Source organism: Paracoccus sulfuroxidans, assembly GCF_007830335.1.
Lineage (GTDB): Bacteria > Pseudomonadota > Alphaproteobacteria > Rhodobacterales > Rhodobacteraceae > Paracoccus > Paracoccus sulfuroxidans.
Genome location: NZ_VLKU01000004.1, coordinates 168,265 through 185,983, shown reverse-complemented (window position 1 = coordinate 185,983; position 17,719 = coordinate 168,265). Strand labels below are relative to the sequence as shown.

Genomic DNA, 17,719 nt, shown 5'->3' with positions numbered 1-17,719 from the left:
GATACGCACGGGTCGGGAAAGGACAAGACGCCTCAGCGGACCAGCGCGGCGTGTCGCCGCGCGGTCGCTTGGGTATTTGGGCAACAGAGAAATGAGGCGGTCCGGCGAGGGGCCGGGCCGTCGCCGGGGTTAGTGGCTGGGGGCGTCGCCTTTGCCGAAGAGGCCACCGACCGCCGCGAAGAGCGGGCCGATCACATAGGTGGCCAGCGGCATCACCGCGAGCCCCAGGATCAGGCCGAAGACGCCGTCGAAGAAGGCCGTGACCGCCCAGTTCGCGAGGCCCGCGATCTGCGGCACCGATGCGGCGGCCAGCGCGGCGGTGGATTTGATCCATTCATAGGGCTGGTGCATGCCGAGTTCATGGAGCCCGTGGATGATGATTTGCCCGCCGACCCAGATCATTGCCGCCGTGCCGACGACCGTCAGGACCTTCATGAAGCCCGGCATCACCCGGACGATGCCGCGGCCAAGCCCGGCCAGCGCGCCGCCCTTTTGCGACAGGTGCAGGCCGAAATCATCGGCCTTAACGATGATAGCCACGAAACCGTAGACGGCCACGGTGATGCCGATGGCGACCACGACCAGGATCAGCGCCTTCATCCAGAGCGGATCATCGGCGGGAATGGTCGAGAGGGCGATGGTCATGATCTCGGCCGAGAGGATGAAGTCGGTCTTGATCGCGCCCTTGACGCGCGTCTCTTCGAGGCCGGCGCCGCCATCCTCGGTGGTGACCAGATGGGGTTCGTCATGGTGGCCGACCAGCGCGTGCCAGACCTTCTCGGCGCCTTCGAAGCAAAGATAAGCCCCGCCCAGCATCAGGAGCGGCGAGATGAGCCAGGGCGCGAAGGCCGAAAGGATCAGCGCGATCGGCAGCAGGATGACGAGCTTGTTCAGCAGCGATCCGCGCGCGATCTTCATCACGATGGGGACTTCGCGCGCGGCCGAGAAGCCGTTCACATATTTGGGCGTGACCGCCGCATCGTCGATGACAGCGCCCGCGGCCTTGGCCCCCGCCTTGGCGGCCTGACCCGCGACATCGTCAATCGAAGCCGCCGCAACCTTGGCGATCCCCGCCACGTCATCCAGCAGCGCAAGCAGTCCACTCATCCTGATATCCCCGACCTTTGATCTGTCCGACGATAAAAGAAGCGGCGCGCCCGCGCAATTCGGCAGCGTCGGGGCGTCGCCCGGACCCGGACCTTTTGGGGGATATTGACGCTGCGTCTTGCACCCCTCTGCCGAATGTTCCATCAAGCGATCTGTAGACCGAAAGGGTGGACCCATGCTGGATCAGAACGCAAAACCGACCGAAGAAATCGACCTGCGCGAGGTCTTCGGCCTTGACAGTGACATGAAGGTCAAGGGCTTTGCCGAGCGAACCGACCGCGTGCCCGAGATCGATCCGACCTATAAATTCGACCCTGACACGACCATGGCGATTCTGGCGGGCTTTGCCTATAATCGCCGCGTCATGATCCAGGGTTATCACGGCACCGGCAAATCGACCCATATCGAGCAGGTCGCCGCCCGCCTCAACTGGCCCTGCGTGCGCGTCAACCTTGACAGCCACGTCAGCCGCATCGACCTGATCGGCAAGGATGCGATCAAGCTGGTCGACGGCAAGCAGGTCACCGTTTTCCACGAAGGCATCCTGCCCTGGGCGCTGCGCAACCCGACCGCCATCGTCTTCGACGAATATGACGCGGGCCGCGCCGACGTCATGTTCGTGATCCAGCGCGTGCTGGAGGCCGACGGCAAGCTGACCCTTCTGGACCAGAACGAGGTCATCACGCCGAACCCCTGCTTCCGCCTGTTTGCGACCGCGAACACCGTGGGTCTGGGCGACACGACCGGCCTTTACCACGGCACGCAGCAGATCAACCAGGGCCAGATGGACCGCTGGTCGCTGGTCGCGACGCTGAACTATCTCAGCCACGACGCCGAGACGAATATCGTGCTGGCGAAGAACCCGACCTACAACACCGAGAAGGGCCGCAAGATCATCAGCCAGATGGTGACGCTGGCCGACCTGACCCGCACCGCTTTCATGCAGGGCGATCTGTCGACGGTCATGTCGCCGCGCACGGTGATCTCGTGGGCGCAGAACGCGCGCATCTTCGACAATGTGGGTTATGCCTTCCGCCTGACCTTCCTGAACAAATGTGATGAGCTTGAGCGCCAGACGGTCGCCGAGTTCTATCAGCGCCTGTTCGACGAGGAACTGCCGGAGAGCGCGGCTGCGAAGGCTGGGTGATGAATGCGATAGACGCCTCGACCATGACGGGTGCCGCAGGCGAACATCTGGTCATGTCGCGGCTTCTATCGCGTGGGTACATTGCTGCACTTGCTCCGCAGGGCGTCCCAAACTTTGACATTGTCGTAACATCCGTGGATGGAACGCAACTATGTGCCTTTCAGGTAAAGACCCGTTGGGACAAGGGTAGCGACGGCGGTTGGCATATGCGTCAAAAACACGAAGAGCTGACGAACCCACGGATATTCTATTGCTTCGTTGATCTTGGCAAACATGCGTCGAATGCCGCCGAAATCTATGTCATTCCGAGCCCAATCGTCGCTAATGTTATCCGGACCAGCCACGCAACGTGGCTTTCCAATCCGGGCGCGCGCGGTCAGAAGCGCAATGACTCGAACATCCGGCGTCTCTTGCCCGATTATACAAAATTGATGGGGCCACAAACGCCCTATGTCGCTGGCTGGTTGAACCGGTATCATGAAAATTGGGATCAGATAGCCTCGATCACGCAGCCAGCACCTCAGCTTGAGGAACGTACATGAAAAAATCCGACAACCCCGCCGATCCGTTCAAGAAGGCCCTGACCGAAGCCACCCGCGCGCTGGCCGAGGAGCATGAGCTGAACGTGACCTTCACCGCCGATCCCTCGGGGGTTGCGGGGGATACGATGCGCCTGCCTCAGGTCAGCCGCCGGATGACACGCGACGAGATCGTTATGGCGCGCGGCACCGCCGATGCGCTGGCGATGCGCCTTCGCCATCACGACACGACCACGCATGCGAAATACGTGCCCGCCGGTCCCATGGCGCGCGAGCTTTACGAGGCGATGGAGACCGCCCGCTGCGAGGCGCTTGGCGCGCGCGACATGCCGGGCGCGCTGTCGAACATCGATCACAAGATGGGCTATGAGGCCGAGCGCAAGGGCTACGGCCAGATCAAGTCGCCCTCGGATGCGCCGCTGGCGGCGGCAGCGGGCTATCTGGTCCGGCAGGCCGCGACCGGGCGTGCCCTGCCCCCGGCGGCCCAGCATGTGGCCGATCTCTGGCGTCCCTTTGTCGAGGAACAGGCGGGCGCGGATCTGGAGCAGGTGAACGGTGTCCTGCACGATCAGGCCGCTTTCGCGCGCCTGTCGCGGCAGCTGATTTCCGACCTCGGCTATGGCGACCAGCTGGGCGACGACCCGGATGAGCCTCAGGACGACGACGGCGAGGAAAACGCCGAGCAGGACGAAGAGGCCGGCGACAGCCAGTCGCGCGAGCAGTCGCAGGAGGAAGAGGCCGAGGCCAGCCCCGAGCGCAGCCAGGAACAGGAACAGGACGAGCGTCAGGCCCAGGTCAGCATGGATGACATGACCGACGAGGAAATGGCCGATGAGGCCGAGATGTCCGAAGCCGACGTGCCCCCCGACCTGCCGCCTCCGGTCAGCGAGGCGAGCTCGGAATACAAGGTCTATACGCAGGAATTCGACGAGGAAATCCGCGCCGAAGATCTGGCCGACCCGGCCGAGCTGGAACGGCTGCGCGCCTATCTGGACAAGCAGCTGGAGCCCCTGCGCGGCGCGGTCAGCCGGTTGGCGAACAAGCTGCAGCGCCGCCTGCAGGCGCAGCAGAACCGCAGCTGGGAGTTCGACAAGGAAGAGGGCGTGCTGGACGCAGGCCGTCTGGCCCGCGTGGTCGCGAACCCGACGACGCCGCTTTCCTTCAAGGTCGAGAAGGACACCGAATTCCGCGACACGGTCGTGACGCTGCTCTTGGACAACTCGGGCTCGATGCGCGGGCGTCCGATCAGCATTGCGGCGGTCTGCGCCGATGTTCTGGCGCGCACGCTGGAACGCAGCCAGGTCAAGGTCGAGATCCTGGGCTTCACCACCCGCGCCTGGAAAGGCGGCCAAAGCCGTGAACGCTGGCTGGCCGCAGGCCGCCCGGCGCAACCCGGCCGCCTGAACGATCTGCGCCACATCATCTACAAGGGGGCCGATGCGCCCTGGCGGCGCGTGCGCCCGAACCTTGGCCTGATGATGAAAGAGGGTCTGCTGAAGGAAAACATCGACGGCGAGGCGCTGGAATGGGCGCATCGTCGCCTGATCCGCCGCCCCGAGGCGCGCAAGATCCTGATGGTCATCTCGGATGGCGCGCCGGTCGACGATTCGACCCTGTCGGTGAACCCCGCCAACTATCTGGAGCGGCATCTGCGCGACGTGATCTCGATGGTCGAGCGGCGCAAGCAGGTCGAGCTTTTGGCCATCGGCATCGGCCATGACGTCACCCGCTATTACGAACGCGCGGTGACGATCACCGATGCCGAACAGCTTGCCGGGGCCATGACCGAACAATTGGCTGCACTTTTCGACAGCGATCCGCGCAAGCGGGCACGGGTTCTGGGCATGAATGCCATGCGGCGCATGATCTGATCGCTTGATTTCCCCCGCGCCCCATTGCAAGCACAGGCAAGGGGTCGGGGCACCGCCGCCGCCCGGTGAACATGGGGCAGGACGTGCTGCGCATCGGCTTTTTCATTCCAGAGTTTCCGGGCCAGACCCATATCTTCCTGTGGCGAGAGCGTCAGGCCCTGGCCGAGCTGGGGGTTGAGGCCGATCTGATCTCGACCCGGCAGCCGCCGCGCGCGGTGGCGTCGCATTCCTGGGCGGCCGAGGCGCAGGGGATGACCCGCTATCTGGTGCCGGTGGGCGCGGGCGATCTGGGCGGCATTCTGGCCGAGCTGCTGCGCTCGGGCCCCGCCGCATGGGTGCGCAGCCTGCAGACCGCAATGACGGCCGAAACGGCAGGCGGCGCGAAAAACCGGCTGAGGATGCTGGCGATGATCGGCGTCGCGGCCCGGCTGAAGCGCATTGCCCGGCGCGAGGGCTGGGACCATATCCATGTCCATTCCTGCGCCGAATCCGCCAATATCGCCATGCTGGCCGAACGGCTGGGCGGCCCCAGCTACAGCCTGACGCTGCACGGCCCGACGCTGGAGGGCTACGGCCCGAACCAGCGGCAGAAATGGCGTCACGCGCGCTTTGCCACCATCATCTCGCGCCTGCTGTCGGGCGTGGTCGACCGCGAACTGGCCGGATCGAAGCCCGAGGTCATCAATATCGCGCCGATGGGCGTCGATCTGGAGCAGATCCACCGCAGCGCGCCCTGGCAGCCGCCGGAACCGGGCGGGCCAGTGCGGCTGTTCTCTTGCGGGCGGCTGAATCCGGTCAAGGGGCACGCCGATCTCTTTGAGACCGTGCGCCTCCTGCGCGCTCAGGGCATCGACGCCCGGCTGGAGATCGCGGGTGAGGATGAACAGGGCGGCAGCGGCTATCATCAGGAGCTGCAGGGTCAGATCGACCGGATGGGCCTTGGTGACAGCATCACCCTGCTGGGCGCGGTCTCGGAAGACCGGGTGCGGCAGGGGCTGGAAAAGGCGCATGTCTTTGCGCTGGCCAGTCTGAACGAAGGCATCTCGGTCGCGATCATGGAGGCGATGGCGATGGAAATGCCCGTCGTCGTCACCGATGTCGGCGGCAATCATGAGCTGATCCATTCCGGTCAGGATGCGGTTCTGGTGCCGCCCGAACGCCCCGACACCATGGCCGAGGTCATCGCCGACCTTGTGGCGAACCCCGAAAAGGCGCGCGGTCTGGCTCAGGCCTCGCGCGCGCGGGTCGCCGCCGAATTTCACCACCGCCGCAGCGCCGAGGCCGTCGCCGACGGGCTGCGCCGCACCCTGCCCGGGGCCGCCGCCCGGATGGCGCGCTGACGCCTCCCGGCCTCCAATTGCAAGAAAGACCCAAGATGTTTCAGACCTACGACGATACCCCCGATCCTTCGCGCCACCCCGCCCGGCTTGAGGCGCTGCGCGCCGAACTGGCGCGGCGAGAGCTGGACGGCTTTCTCGTGCCCCGCGCCGACGCCCATCAGGGCGAATATGTCGCCGGGCATGACGCCCGCCTGCGCTGGCTGACCGGGTTCAGCGGCAGCGCGGGTTTCGCCATCGTCACCGCCGCCGAGGCGGGCGTCTTCATCGACGGCCGCTACCGCGTGCAGGTCAAGGCCGAGATCCCGCTGGAGGTGATGACCCCCGTCCACTGGCCCGAGATCAAGCCCGGCCCCTGGCTGATCCAGGCGCTGCCCGAAGGCGGTCGCGTGGGCTTTGACCCGTGGCTGCACACCCGCAAGGAAATTCAGGAGCTTGAGAAGGCGCTGGAAGGCACCGGCATTGCGCTGATCGCGGTCGAGCAGAACCCGATCGACGCGATCTGGCCCGACCAGCCCGCCCCGCCCGTCGGCCTTGTGCGCGTCTGGCCGGGCGATCTGGCTGGCGAAAGCGCCGCCGAAAAGCGCGCCCGCATTGCCGGGCTGCTGAAGGCCGCCGGGCAGCGCGCCGCCGTCATCACCCTGCCGGATTCGATCTCGTGGCTGTTGAACATCCGGGGCGCGGATGTGCCGAAGAACCCGGTGGTGCAGGCCTTCGCGATCATCGAGGACAACGGCCATGTCGCCGTCTTCACCAATCCGGCCAAGTTCAGCGCAGAAATCCGCGCGGGTCTGGGCAATGAGGTGCAGATCCTGCCGCCCGAGGCGTTTACGCCGGCGCTGACGAACCTCTCGGGCCCGGTCCGCATCGATCCGGCCACCGCGCCCGAGCAGGCCTTCCGTCTGGTCGAAAGCATGAAGACCCGCATCGCCCCGGCGCAGGACCCGATCCTGATGCCCAAGGCGATCAAGAACGGGGCCGAGATTCAGGGCATGCGCGCCTCGCATCAGCGCGACGGCGCGGCCATGGTCGAGGTGCTGGCCTGGCTGGACGCCCGCGCGCCGGAACTGGACAGCGCCCCCCTGACCGAGATCGACGTGGCGAAAAAGCTGGAAGAGGCGCGGGTCCGTCAGGGCATCCTCGACGTCAGCTTCGACAGCATCGTGGGCTCGGGCCCGAATGGCGCGATCAACCATTACCACGTCTCGGAAGGCAGCAATCGCCGCATCATGACCGGAGAGATACTGCTGATCGACTCGGGCGGGCAGTACAAGGACGGGACCACCGACATCACCCGCACCCTGCCCATGGGTCAGGTCGATCCGGCGATCCGTCGCCCCTATACCCGCGTGTTGCAGGGCATGATTGCGCTGTCGCGCGCGCGTTTCCCGAAGGGCGTGGCGGGCATGCATCTGGACCCGATCGCCCGTGCCCCCCTGTGGTCCGAAGGCTTCGACTTTGACCACGGCACCGGCCATGGCGTGGGGGCTGGTCTGTCGGTCCATGAGGGGCCGGTCCGCATCGCCCGCATCTCGGACATTCCGCTGCAGGCGGGCATGATCCTCTCGAACGAGCCGGGCTATTACCGCGAAGGCGAATACGGCATCCGGATCGAGAACCTGATCGCCGTCATCCCCGTCGACAGCCCCGATGGCCGCGACATGCTGGGGTTCGAGACGCTGACGCTGGCGCCCATCGACACCCGGCTGATCGACCGTGACCTGATGTCGCGCGACGAGATCGACTGGCTGAACAGCTATCACGCCCGCGTCCGGGACGAGATTGGCCCGCTGCTGGACGCACCGCTGCGCGCCTGGCTGGAAGCGGCCACGCAACCCCTCTGACCCTTGCCGGGGGCCTTCGGGCCCCCACCGCTGCCCCCAAAAGGAGCCGTCATGGATTTCAAGCGTTTCGCCATCTATCACCTGCCCGACGCCGAACTGGGCCGGTTCGGCAGCAGCTGGCTGGGCTGGGACGCGCGAAAGGGGCGCACCCTGCCCCATCCCGACCTGCCCCTGCCGATTGACAAGCTGGTCTCGACGCCTGCGCGCTATGGCTTCCACGCCACGCTGAAAGCGCCCTTCCGGCTGGCCGATGGCGCGACCGCGCAAGAGGTTGCAGGCGCGATGCGGGCGATCTGCGCGCAGTTGTCAGGCTTTGAGATGCCGGTTTCGCTGCAGGATGACTGGGGCTTCATGGCGCTGCGCCCCGAAGGCCCGCCCCCGCCGCAGCTGATCGCGCTGGAGGCGGCGCTGGTCACGCGCCTCGACCATCTGCGCGCGCCCCTGACCGAGGCCGAGCGTGCGCGGCGTCACCCCGACCGCCTGCCGCCCAAGGCGCTGGCCCATCTGGACCACTGGGGCTACCCCTTCGTGCTGGACGCGTTCCAGTACCACCTGACGCTGACCGGCGCGCTGCCCGTCCCCCAGCAGCAGGACATTCGCAAGGTGCTGGACCCGGTGCTGGCCCCGCTGCTCGCCCGGCCCATGCCGGTGCGCGCCGTCGCGCTGATGGGTGAGGACCGCGCCGGTTTCTTCCACCTGATCGAAGAGGTGCCGCTGGCCTAGAACCAGCGCCGCCATTTCAGCACAAGGAAGGTCGCCACCGCCGAGCCCAGCATCAGGATCAGCGCGAAGGCATAGCCATGCGTCCATTCCAGCTCGGGCATGATGCGGAAGTTCATGCCATAGATGCTGGCGATCAGCGTCGGCGGCAGGAACAGCGCCGCGACGACCGACAGGATGCGCACGGTGTTGTTCTGCTGAATGCCGATCATCCCCATGGTCGCATCCACCGTCAGCCCGATGCGAGAGCTGAGGAAATCGGCATGCACCTCCAGCGCCTGAATGTCGCGCCGGATCGAGTTCAGCAGATGCGAAAGCTTGCCACGCCCGCCGCGCTCGATGGCGGTCGCCTGATAATGCGACAGGATGCGGTCGACGGACAGAAGGCCGATGCGCACCCGGCTCATCAACTCGGCCTGACGGCCGGTGGTGCGCAGCAGATCCTGATATTGCGGCCCGTTGCCGGTCTTGGCGGGCTTGCCGCCGATGGTGCTGCGGCTCTGCGCGCGGGTCAGGCGCGGGCGGGCGCTCGGCTCGGAGAAAACGGCAGAGGTGATCTGGTCCACGACCTTGCCGACGCCCTCGGACAGATCCGCCAGCCGGGCCACGATTTCATCGCAGAGGCTGATGAAGATGCGCTCGGGCGTGCCGCAGCCTGCGCCGCTTTTGTCTGCGCGCAGGGGATAGGTCTCGAACGGGCGGGGGGTGTGGTGACGCACGGTGACCAGCCGCTGCGGGCCAAGGATGAAGCAGATGGGCATTCCCGCCTGGGTGCCATCGGGCAACTGCCCCGGGAACACCCCGGTCATGTAGCTCAGATCGCCTTCGTTATAGAGCCGATTCGAGATCTCGATCTCTTCCATGTCCTCCAGCGTCGGGACATCGATCCCAAGGGCGGCGACGCGGGCGACCTGCTCGGGCGTGGGAACCAGCAGATCGATCCACAGCGCCTGCGACAGATCCTGCCCCAGGGGCAGTTCGGCCAGACCGTTGCCGCTTGCGATATAGGCTGTCAGCATCGGTGACCCCGTCCAGTCCTGCTTGCCCCGATGGGTAACGCCAATCGCGCCAAGGTCAAGGCGCGACCGGAATTGCGGCGAAATCCCCGCACCTGTCACAGTGGTTACACACTGATCCGGCAGCATGGCGGCAGTTCAGTTTCCACCCATTTGCAAAAATAGGAAGGCCATGCCGCCCCTTCCCTCCATTCGGCTGACCGGTGCGACGATCCTGCGCGAAGGCGAATTGCGCCAGCGATCCGTTGCCATTTCACGCGGTCGCATCACCAAGGGCCCTCTGCCCGCCGTCGATCTGACGGGATATCTGGTTCTGCCGGGTATCGTGGACATGTATTTCAAACCCTCGACCGAGCCCGAGACCTCTGCCCGCATTGCCCGGGCGGGTGCGCGCGCCGCCGCTGCCGGAATTACCACGGCATGGGTCGCGCCGCTTTGGTCCTGGGACAACAGCCATGACGATCCCTCGCAGGCCGAGGCGTTGCTGACCGCCCTACCCCGCACCCCTGCGGCGGCGGATCTGCGCCCGGCCCTGCGGATCGAGACCTTCCGCACCGATTGCACCGACCGCCTGATCGCCCTGACGCAGGCGCATCTGCCGCAGGTGACCTATCTGGGCAGCGATCTTGACCGCCTGCTTGAGTTGCAAAAGCGTGACCCCGACGCGCTGGAGACCGAGGCGGCGGGCGTCGGCATGTCGGCGCGCGGCCTTGCGCGCGCCATCGCGCTGGCGGATGCACGCAGGCGCGAACTGCCCCGCCACCTCTGCCGACTGGCCGAGACCTTCGACGATCTGGGCCTGCAATACGGCAGTCTGGCCGACACTGGCGGCGAACAGCGCGAGGCCTATTCGATGATCGGCGCCCGCATTGCCGCCTGTCCGCAGACGCATTCTGCCGGGGCCGTCGCCTGCGCCATTGGCGAGCCGGTGCTGCTGTCGGCGGCGCAGGCCCCGCTCAGCCGCAATTTCCTGCGCGCGGGTATCGGCGACGTGCTGGTTTCGGCGGGCGCGCCCGAGGCGCTGGTGCCGCTGGCGCTGTCTCTGGCCGGGCCCGATCTGGCGGGGCTTCCCCGGATCTGGGCGATGTTGTCGGAAGAACCGGCCGAGATCATGCGGCTCGCTGATCGCGGCACGCTGGATTACGGCCGCCGCGCCGATATGGTCATCATCCGGCGCGACACCGGCCAGATCGAGGCCACCATCTGCGCGGGTCAACTGACCTATCTGGCGGGTGAAGCGAGGACACGATTTCGCGCGATGATGACCAACGGCATCGCTGCGGAGTAAGCGCGGGATCGCCCCTTCGCCGGGGCGATCCGCTATGGGCTCAGGCCCGGATCAACACCGCCAGATCAGCGACATTGGTGCCGGTCGCGCCGGTCATCACCAGCGCATCCCCCGCCTTCAGCGTCGGCGTCGAGTCGTTGCGGCGCAGCGCCTCATCAGGGTCGATGCCCGCCGCCTTGATCGCCGCGATGGTGCCGGGGCCGACCAGCCCGCCCGCCGCATCGCCCGGCCCGTCGCGCCCGTCAGTGCCGACCGAGGCGAAGGCCCAGGGCCACGGCACTGGCCGCGTGTCGGCCAGCAGGGCCAGCCGCAGCGCCAGTTCCTGATTGCGCCCGCCCATGCCGTCGCCGGTCAGGCGCACGGTCGTCTCTCCGCCCAGGGCCAGCGCCTGACCCGGTTTCAGATCAGCGGCCAGCGCCCAGATGCGCTCGGCGCAATCCTGCACGTCGCCTTCCAGCCCGAAGGGCGCGGCCACGGCCCCCGCATCGACCATCGCCTGCACCGAGAGCGCGTTCGAGCCGATCAGCAGGTTCTTCACCGCCGGAAGCGCCGCCGCATCACGGGGCTGCTCCAGCACGTCGCGCGCGATCTGCGGCATCCGGTCCCAGATCCCCAAGCGCCGCGCCAGCGCCGCCGCATCCGCACGGCTGCCGATAGGCGCGACCGTCGGCCCCGACGCGATCACCCGCAGGTCGTCGCCCGGCACATCCGACAGGATCAGTGCGGTGATCGGCGCCTTCGAGGTCCGCAGCCAGCCGCCGCCCTTCAGACGCGACAGGCCCTGACGGATCAGGTTGACCTCATTGATATCGCCGCCCGAGCCCAGCAGCAGCTTATTCACCGCCTGCTTGTCAGCCAGCGTCATCCCCTCGGCCGGGGCGGGCAGCATCGCCGAGCCACCACCCGAGATCAGCGCCAGCACGCGGTCATCGGGGCCGGTCGCGGTCAGCCGGGCGATCACCTCGGCGGCGGCGGCGGCACCTTCATCATCAGGCTCGGGGTGGCCCGCGCGCATGACGCGCGCGCCTGCCAGCGGCGTGTCATTGCCGGCATTGGTCACCACCAGCACATCCGTCCCGGCGGGCAAGGCGGCCTGCGCGGCCTCGGCCATCGCGCGCGCGGCCTTGCCAAGCGCGATCACCTGCCAGCGCCCGCCCGCTGCCGGAGGATCTGACAGCACGCCCGCCATGGCGCGGCTGACCGCCCCACCCGGCTCGGCCGCTGCGATCCCCTTGCGGATCAGGTCCATTGCGCGCGCGCCTGGGTTGCTTTGGCTGTCACTCATCCCGTTCTCCTCCCATTCCTTAGCATCTGCGGCCCGGTCCGGACCGCCCTTGGCCTGCGGGGTCAGTTGACCCGATCCCGCAGCGCGCGCCCCTCATCAAAGGCCACCAGATTTTCCATCGCCCGCATGGCCATGCCGGTCCGCACCTCTTCGGTGGCGGTGCCCAGATGCGGCAGCAGCGTGGCGTTTTCCAGTACGCGCAGCGCCTCGGGGACCTCGGGCTCACGCTCAAAGACGTCAAGCGCGGCACCTGCGATGCGGTTTTCCTGCAACGCGCGGATCAGCGCGGCTTCCTCGACGATATCGCCCCGCGCGATGTTGATCAGGTATGAGCGCGGGCCAAGCTGTGCGAGTTCCGCATCGCCGATCATATGCTTGGTGTTCGGGCCGCCCGGCACGGCGACCACGGCGAAATCGGCCTGTTTCATCAGCTCGGCCAGCGAATCCACCTGACGCGCGGGAATATCCAGCGCCGAGACAGCCGAGCGGTTGTAGAAGATCACATCCATGCCGAAGCCGTGGAAACAGCGCTGCGCGATGGCCTTGCCGATGCGGCCCATGCCGATGATGCCGACCGTGCAGCCCGAGACGTGACGCCCCAGAAGCTGCGTCGGCTGCCAGCCGGTCCATTCGCCACGGCGCAGCAGACGCTCGCCCTCGCTTGCGCGGCGCGCGATCATCAGGATCAGGGTCAGCGCGATATCGGCGGTCGCCTCGGTCACCACATCGGGGGTATTGGTGACGATGACGCCCGCTTCGGTCGCGGCCTTGATGTCGATATGGTTATAGCCCGCGCCGAAATTCCCAAGGATCTTGCAGCGCAGGGGGCCCTCGGCAAAGGCCGCCGCCGAAAAGCCGTCGCCCAGCGTCGGCAGGATCGCGTCATAGTCGCGCATGGCCTGTGCGGCCTCGGCGGGGGTCAGACCGGCGGTCTCGTCCCGGATGGTCACGTCGAAACGCGCCTTCAGCGCCGCCTCTGCCGCCTGCGTCATGCGGCGGGTCACGAAAAGCTTCATCAATACATCCTTCCGCCGATTGGCACCGGCTTGTCGGGGGTCAGCAATACGACCTCGCCCTGATCATCGGGCAGGCCAAGCACCAGAACTTCGGACCGGAACGGCCCGATCTGGCGCGGCGGGAAATTCACCACGGCCATCACCTGTTTGCCGACCAGAGTTTCGGCGGAATAGTGATGGGTGATCTGGGCCGAGGATTTGCGCTCTCCGATCTCGGGACCGAAGTCGATCCACAGCTTGATCGCGGGGCGGCGCGCCTCGGGGAAGGGCTCGGTGCGGATGACCTTGCCGACGCGGATCTCGACGGCGGCAAAATCGTCCCAGGTGATCTGGGCCGGGCGTTCGGTGGCCTCGCTCATTTCCCAAGCTCCCTTCCGCGCGCGGCGGCTGCGGCCACGGTGCGGCGCATCAGAGGCGGCAGGCCGCTTTCGGGGTCCATCAGTTGCGAGAGCCCCGCCGCCGTCGTCCCGGCAGGCGAGGTCACGTTTTCGCGTAGCACCGCCGGGTCCTCGTCCTCCGAAACCGCCAACGCCCCGGCCCCGGCCACGGTCATCCGCGCCAGTTCCAGCGCCAGATCCTTCGGCAGCCCCTCGGCCTCGCCCGCGGCGGCCAGCGCCTCGATCATGTGGAAGACATAGGCCGGACCCGAGCCCGAGACCGCCGTCACCGCATCCATCTGATCCTCATGCGAGATCCGCACGACGCGGCCCACGGCCTGCATCAGGGCGCGGGCCAGATCCATATCGGCCTCGGTCGCGCGGGCATTGCCCAAGATGGCCGAGATCCCCTGCCCGATGGCCGCAGGCGTGTTCGGCATCGCGCGCACGATGGCCGCGCCCGGAAAGGCTTTCTCGTAAGTCGCGATGGTCGTGCCCGCAGCCACGGTCATCACCAGCGTGCCGTCGCGCCCGAACTGGGCCAGGCGCGGCAGGACATCGGCCATCATCTGCGGCTTCACGGCAATGAACAGCACGGCCGGATCGGCGGGCAGATCGCCGTTCAGCACGACGCCCTTCTGCGCAAGGTCAGGCCGGGGGTTCGGTTCGATCACATGGACGGCGCCGGGCTTCACGCCATTGCGCAGCCAGCCATCCAGCAGCGCGCCGCCCATGCGCCCGCAGCCCACCAGCACCATGCCGCGTTCATTCAACGCCGAGATATCCATCCGTTCCCCTTGCCTTTGCCGTCTGTCGTTGCCCTGCGCCAAAGCGATTCCCGCCCGCGCAGCCGGTTTCGACGGCGACTATCCCTGACTCGGTCGGAAAGCTCCATAGCATGATGGAAACGGATTGCGCCTGCCGCGTGGCCTTGGCCAGACAAATGTCTCAGGCCCGGCCGTAGGCCTCGGCCATGGCGATTTCCAGCGCGGCGGCGGGCGTCGTATCGCCCCAGCAGGCCAGCTGGAAACAGGGATAGAAGCGCTCGGCCGACTGGATGGCCGTGCGGATCATCCGGTCGATCTGCTCGGGGCCCGCCAGCGCGTCACCCGACAGCAGCAGACCATAGCGCCAGACCATCAGCTTCTGCTGGTTCCAGAAGGTGAAACCGCCGTCCCAGACCTGATCGTTGGCAAGGTTCATCACCTCGTAAAGCGCGGGCAACCGATCTGCCGGAGGGTCCATGTCGAAGGTGCAGATCAGCCGCAGCACCTCTTCGCGCGTGGACCAGGCCAGCGTGATGGAATAGGTGCGCCACTGGCCCTCGACCGCCATGGCGATCTGGTCGTCGGCAAGCCGGTCAAAATCCCATTCGTAATGGGCCGCGACGGATTCAACGATATCAATGGGATGAATGTCGTCGCTGTCGATGAAATCTAGCTGCGCCATGCTCTGTCCCTTGCCTGTCTGTGGATGGATTTTTACCCTATCCTTGGTGGCGTTAACTACACCCGGGGTTTTAGGTGGGTGCAGCTACTAAATATCGTGTGCCTTCTGTACAGGGGTGTAAAGCGAATTTTCTGTTACAGCGGGAATCGTCCACAGGAATCTTTCGCGCTTGCAGCAACTTGACCTGCGCCGCCCGTCCCGGTTCAAGGACGGCAGCGATCACGGGGGATGACATGCGCGACCACGGCGGCAATATCGATCATGCGGCGAAGCGTTTCGGGCGGTCGGACTGGATCGACCTGTCGACCGGCATCAACCGCAACCCCTTCATCCCCGCGCCGCTGTCGCATCACGCGCTGACCGCCCTTCCCACCGGCGCGGATGAGGCGCGCCTGCGCCAGATCGCCGCCGAGCTTTACGGCTGTACCGCCGATGAGGTGCTGCCGCTGGCCGGAGCCTCGGCCGGGATCCAGCTTCTGCCGCATGAGATCGCGGGCCAGCAGGCGGCGGTGCTGTCGCCGACCTATAATGAACACGCGGCCAGCCTGCGCGCCTCGGGCTGGCAGGTGGCCGAGGTGCCGACGGTCGAGGCGCTGGCGGGCGCCGATGTGGCGGTGATCGTGAACCCGAACAACCCCGATGGCCGCGAATGGACGCCCGCCCAGATCGCCGCGCTGGCGTCTGGCGTTGGGCATCTGATCGTTGACGAAAGCTTTGCCGATCCGCGCCCCGACCTGTCGGTCATCCCGACGCGGCCCGCGAATGTGACGGTCCTGCGCTCGTTCGGAAAATTCTGGGGGCTTGCTGGCCTGCGTCTGGGCTTTGCCATCGGCACGCCGGATCTGCTGGAAGGAATGTCGCGGCGGGCGGGCCCATGGTCGGTCAGCGGCCCCGCGCTGGAGATCGGGGCGGCCGCGCTTCAGGACCGCGACTGGGCGCTGGATACGGTGGTCATGCTGTCGGAAACCAGCCTTTACCTGGACAGCATCGTCACCGCGCAGGGCTGGGCGCTGGAGGGGGGCACGCATCTTTTCCGCCTTTACCGCGTCCCGGAGGCAGCGGCGGCGCGCGACCAACTGGCCCGCGCCGGTATCTGGAGCCGGATTTTCCCCAACCGTCCCGACTGGATCCGTCTGGGCATTCCCGCCGATCTGAGCGAATTCCGGCGCCTGCAAGCGGCGCTGGAGACCTGATTACAGCACCCGATTCACATGGCCCATCTTGCGGCCGGGGCGCGCCTCGCCCTTGCCGTAAAGATGCACCTGCGTGCGCGGCTGGCGCAGCAGCGCCGGGATCTGGTCGATGTCATCGCCGATCAGATTCTGCATCTCGACATCGGCGTAGCGCTGACCATCGCCCAGCGGCAGGCCCGCAACGGCGCGGATATGCTGCTCGAACTGGTCGACGGCGCAGCCCGCCTGCGTCCAGTGACCCGAGTTATGAACGCGCGGCGCGATCTCATTGACCACCAGCCCGCGCGGGGTCACGAACAGCTCGACCCCCATGACGCCGATGTAGTCGAGCGCGTTGACGATGCGCGCGGCAATCAGCACCGCATCGGTCAGGATGCCGTTCGGCTGGCCCGAGGGCACGGTCGTCGTGCGCAGGATACCCTCGCGATGGACGTTGAGGCCCGGATCAAAGGCCGCAACCTGCCCGTCAACGCCACGCGCCACGATCACACTGATCTCAGCCGAGAAATCGACGAAACCTTCCAGCACCGAGGGCGCACCCGTCCAGTCGCGCTGCGCCGCATCCGAAAACCGGATCTGGCCCTTGCCGTCATAGCCCATGCGGCGGGTCTTGAGGATCGCGGGCGCGCCTAGATCCTGAAGGGCGGCGGGCAGATCGGCCTCGGTCTCGACATTGCGATAGGGGGCGGTGGTCAGGCCGATGCCGGTCAGGAAGTCCTTTTCCGTCAGCCGGTCCTGCGAGACCGCCAGCGTGCGCCGGTTCGGGCGGATCGGGCGGATCGATTCCAGCAGGTCCAGCGCGGCGGTCGGCACGTTTTCGAATTCATAGGTAATGACATCGACGCTTTCGGCGAAGGCGCGCAAGGCGGCCTCATCCTCATAGGGGGCGTTCGTCAGCGCATGGGCCACGTCACCAGCGGGCGCGGCGGCGGGCTCATAGATGTGGCAGCGATAGCCCAGACGGCTGGCCGCGACGGAAAGCATGCGGCCCAGCTGGCCGCCGCCCAGAATGCCGATGGTGGCGCCGGGTTTCAGCTGATCAGTCATCGCTGGGCTCCTCTGGGATGGATGCGGAAAGCGCCTCGCGCCAGGCGTCAAGGCGTTGGGCCAGATCGGGGTCGTTGATCGCAAGGATGCCCGCCGCCATCAGGCCGGCATTCGCCGCCCCGGCAGCGCCGATGGCCATGGTCGCGACCGGATAGCCCTTGGGCATCTGCAGGATCGAGTAAAGCGAATCGACGCCCGACAGCGCTTTCGTCTGAACCGGCACGCCGATCACCGGAACACGGGTTTTCGAGGCCATCATGCCGGGCAGATGCGCCGCCCCGCCCGCGCCCGCGATGATGACCTGCAACCCGCGCTCGACGGCGGTCTTGCCATAGTCCCAAAGCCGGTCCGGCGTGCGATGCGCGCTGACGATACGCGCCTCATAGGGCACCTGAAGCTCATCCAGGATGGCCGCGGCCTCGCGCATGGTGGGCCAGTCCGATTGGCTGCCCATGATGATTCCGACACGTGTCTGCATGATCG

The 17,719-nt window shown here is 66.7% G+C and carries 17 protein-coding genes; 8 read left to right on the top strand and 9 right to left on the bottom strand.

What is annotated here, in order from left to right; all coding sequences use genetic code 11:
• Positions 1-129 precede the first annotated feature (129 nt).
• Positions 130-1,107, bottom strand: a complete 978-nt coding sequence (locus IQ24_RS08035; protein WP_145397306.1) for a DUF808 domain-containing protein — start codon at positions 1,105-1,107, stop codon at positions 130-132.
• A 175-nt stretch (positions 1,108-1,282) separates the two neighbouring features.
• On the opposite strand from IQ24_RS08035, the gene cobS reads away from it, so the two are divergent.
• The 6 genes from cobS to IQ24_RS08005 all read left to right on the top strand — a co-directional run bounded on the left by cobS (position 1,283) and on the right by IQ24_RS08005 (position 8,568).
• The gene (gene cobS / locus IQ24_RS08030) at positions 1,283-2,254 is read left to right on the top strand and encodes a cobaltochelatase subunit CobS (protein WP_145397304.1); all 972 of its coding nucleotides are present in this window, start codon (positions 1,283-1,285) and stop codon (positions 2,252-2,254) included.
• A complete protein-coding gene (locus IQ24_RS08025) occupies positions 2,254-2,796 on the top strand; it encodes a hypothetical protein (protein ID WP_199756520.1) in 543 nt (180 codons plus the stop codon). Before cobS ends, IQ24_RS08025 begins: the two co-directional genes overlap by 1 nt.
• Positions 2,793-4,664: a cobaltochelatase subunit CobT gene (gene cobT, locus IQ24_RS08020; RefSeq protein WP_145397303.1), complete on the top strand. Its 1,872-nt coding sequence runs from the start codon at positions 2,793-2,795 to the stop codon at positions 4,662-4,664. The genes IQ24_RS08025 and cobT overlap by 4 nt, the downstream gene beginning before the upstream one ends.
• Before the next feature lie 71 nt (positions 4,665-4,735).
• The gene (gene epsE, locus IQ24_RS08015; protein WP_145397301.1) at positions 4,736-6,004 is read left to right on the top strand and encodes an exopolysaccharide biosynthesis GT4 family glycosyltransferase EpsE; all 1,269 of its coding nucleotides are present in this window, start codon (positions 4,736-4,738) and stop codon (positions 6,002-6,004) included.
• A gap of 35 nt (positions 6,005-6,039) precedes the next feature.
• Positions 6,040-7,845, top strand: coding sequence for an aminopeptidase P family protein (locus IQ24_RS08010; RefSeq protein ID WP_145397299.1), 1,806 nt, complete (start codon positions 6,040-6,042; stop codon positions 7,843-7,845).
• Between the two features lie 51 nt (positions 7,846-7,896).
• Entirely contained in the window at positions 7,897-8,568 is a 672-nt protein-coding gene (locus IQ24_RS08005) for a DUF1045 domain-containing protein (RefSeq protein ID WP_145397297.1), read from the top strand.
• Here the strand turns inward: IQ24_RS08005 and IQ24_RS08000 are convergent.
• A complete protein-coding gene (locus IQ24_RS08000) occupies positions 8,565-9,584 on the bottom strand; it encodes a magnesium transporter CorA family protein (protein ID WP_145397295.1) in 1,020 nt (339 codons plus the stop codon). The two genes, IQ24_RS08005 and IQ24_RS08000, sit on opposite strands and share 4 nt — an antisense overlap.
• 169 nt (positions 9,585-9,753) lie before the next feature.
• Here IQ24_RS08000 and IQ24_RS07995 point away from each other — a divergent pair, with 169 nt between their 5' ends.
• Positions 9,754-10,869, top strand: a complete 1,116-nt coding sequence (locus tag IQ24_RS07995) for an amidohydrolase family protein (RefSeq protein ID WP_145397294.1) — start codon at positions 9,754-9,756, stop codon at positions 10,867-10,869.
• 40 nt (positions 10,870-10,909) lie between these two features.
• On the opposite strand, the gene IQ24_RS07990 is transcribed toward IQ24_RS07995, so the two are convergent.
• From IQ24_RS07990 to IQ24_RS07970, 5 genes are all read right to left on the bottom strand, one after another.
• On the bottom strand, positions 10,910-12,154 hold the full coding sequence (locus IQ24_RS07990; protein ID WP_145397292.1) for a glycerate kinase type-2 family protein: 1,245 nt from the start codon (positions 12,152-12,154) through the stop codon (positions 10,910-10,912).
• A 62-nt stretch (positions 12,155-12,216) separates the two neighbouring features.
• Complete coding sequence (locus IQ24_RS07985) at positions 12,217-13,170, bottom strand: 2-hydroxyacid dehydrogenase (protein WP_145397290.1); 954 nt, start codon at positions 13,168-13,170, stop codon at positions 12,217-12,219.
• Positions 13,170-13,529 (bottom strand): tRNA-binding protein, encoded by a 360-nt coding sequence (locus IQ24_RS07980; protein ID WP_145397288.1) that lies wholly within the window; start codon positions 13,527-13,529, stop codon positions 13,170-13,172. The genes IQ24_RS07985 and IQ24_RS07980 overlap by 1 nt, the downstream gene beginning before the upstream one ends.
• Positions 13,526-14,335 carry a pyrroline-5-carboxylate reductase gene (gene proC / locus IQ24_RS07975; RefSeq protein WP_145397287.1) on the bottom strand — a complete coding sequence of 270 codons (810 nt, stop codon included), beginning with the start codon at positions 14,333-14,335 and terminating at the stop codon, positions 13,526-13,528. Before proC ends, IQ24_RS07980 begins: the two co-directional genes overlap by 4 nt.
• Positions 14,336-14,495: 160 nt before the next feature.
• Positions 14,496-14,996 carry a type III secretion system chaperone family protein gene (locus IQ24_RS07970; protein WP_145397286.1) on the bottom strand — a complete coding sequence of 167 codons (501 nt, stop codon included), beginning with the start codon at positions 14,994-14,996 and terminating at the stop codon, positions 14,496-14,498.
• A gap of 233 nt (positions 14,997-15,229) precedes the next feature.
• On the opposite strand from IQ24_RS07970, the gene cobD reads away from it, so the two are divergent.
• Positions 15,230-16,189, top strand: coding sequence for a threonine-phosphate decarboxylase CobD (cobD, locus tag IQ24_RS07965; RefSeq protein ID WP_145397285.1), 960 nt, complete (start codon positions 15,230-15,232; stop codon positions 16,187-16,189).
• Here cobD and IQ24_RS07960 read toward each other — a convergent pair whose 3' ends face one another.
• Together IQ24_RS07960 and purE are read right to left on the bottom strand one after the other, a co-directional pair.
• Positions 16,190-17,236, bottom strand: a complete 1,047-nt coding sequence (locus IQ24_RS07960) for a 5-(carboxyamino)imidazole ribonucleotide synthase (RefSeq protein WP_145397284.1) — start codon at positions 17,234-17,236, stop codon at positions 16,190-16,192.
• On the bottom strand, positions 17,229-17,714 hold the full coding sequence (gene purE / locus IQ24_RS07955) for a 5-(carboxyamino)imidazole ribonucleotide mutase (RefSeq protein ID WP_145397283.1): 486 nt from the start codon (positions 17,712-17,714) through the stop codon (positions 17,229-17,231). Before purE ends, IQ24_RS07960 begins: the two co-directional genes overlap by 8 nt.
• Between the last annotated feature and the right edge of the window lie 5 nt (positions 17,715-17,719).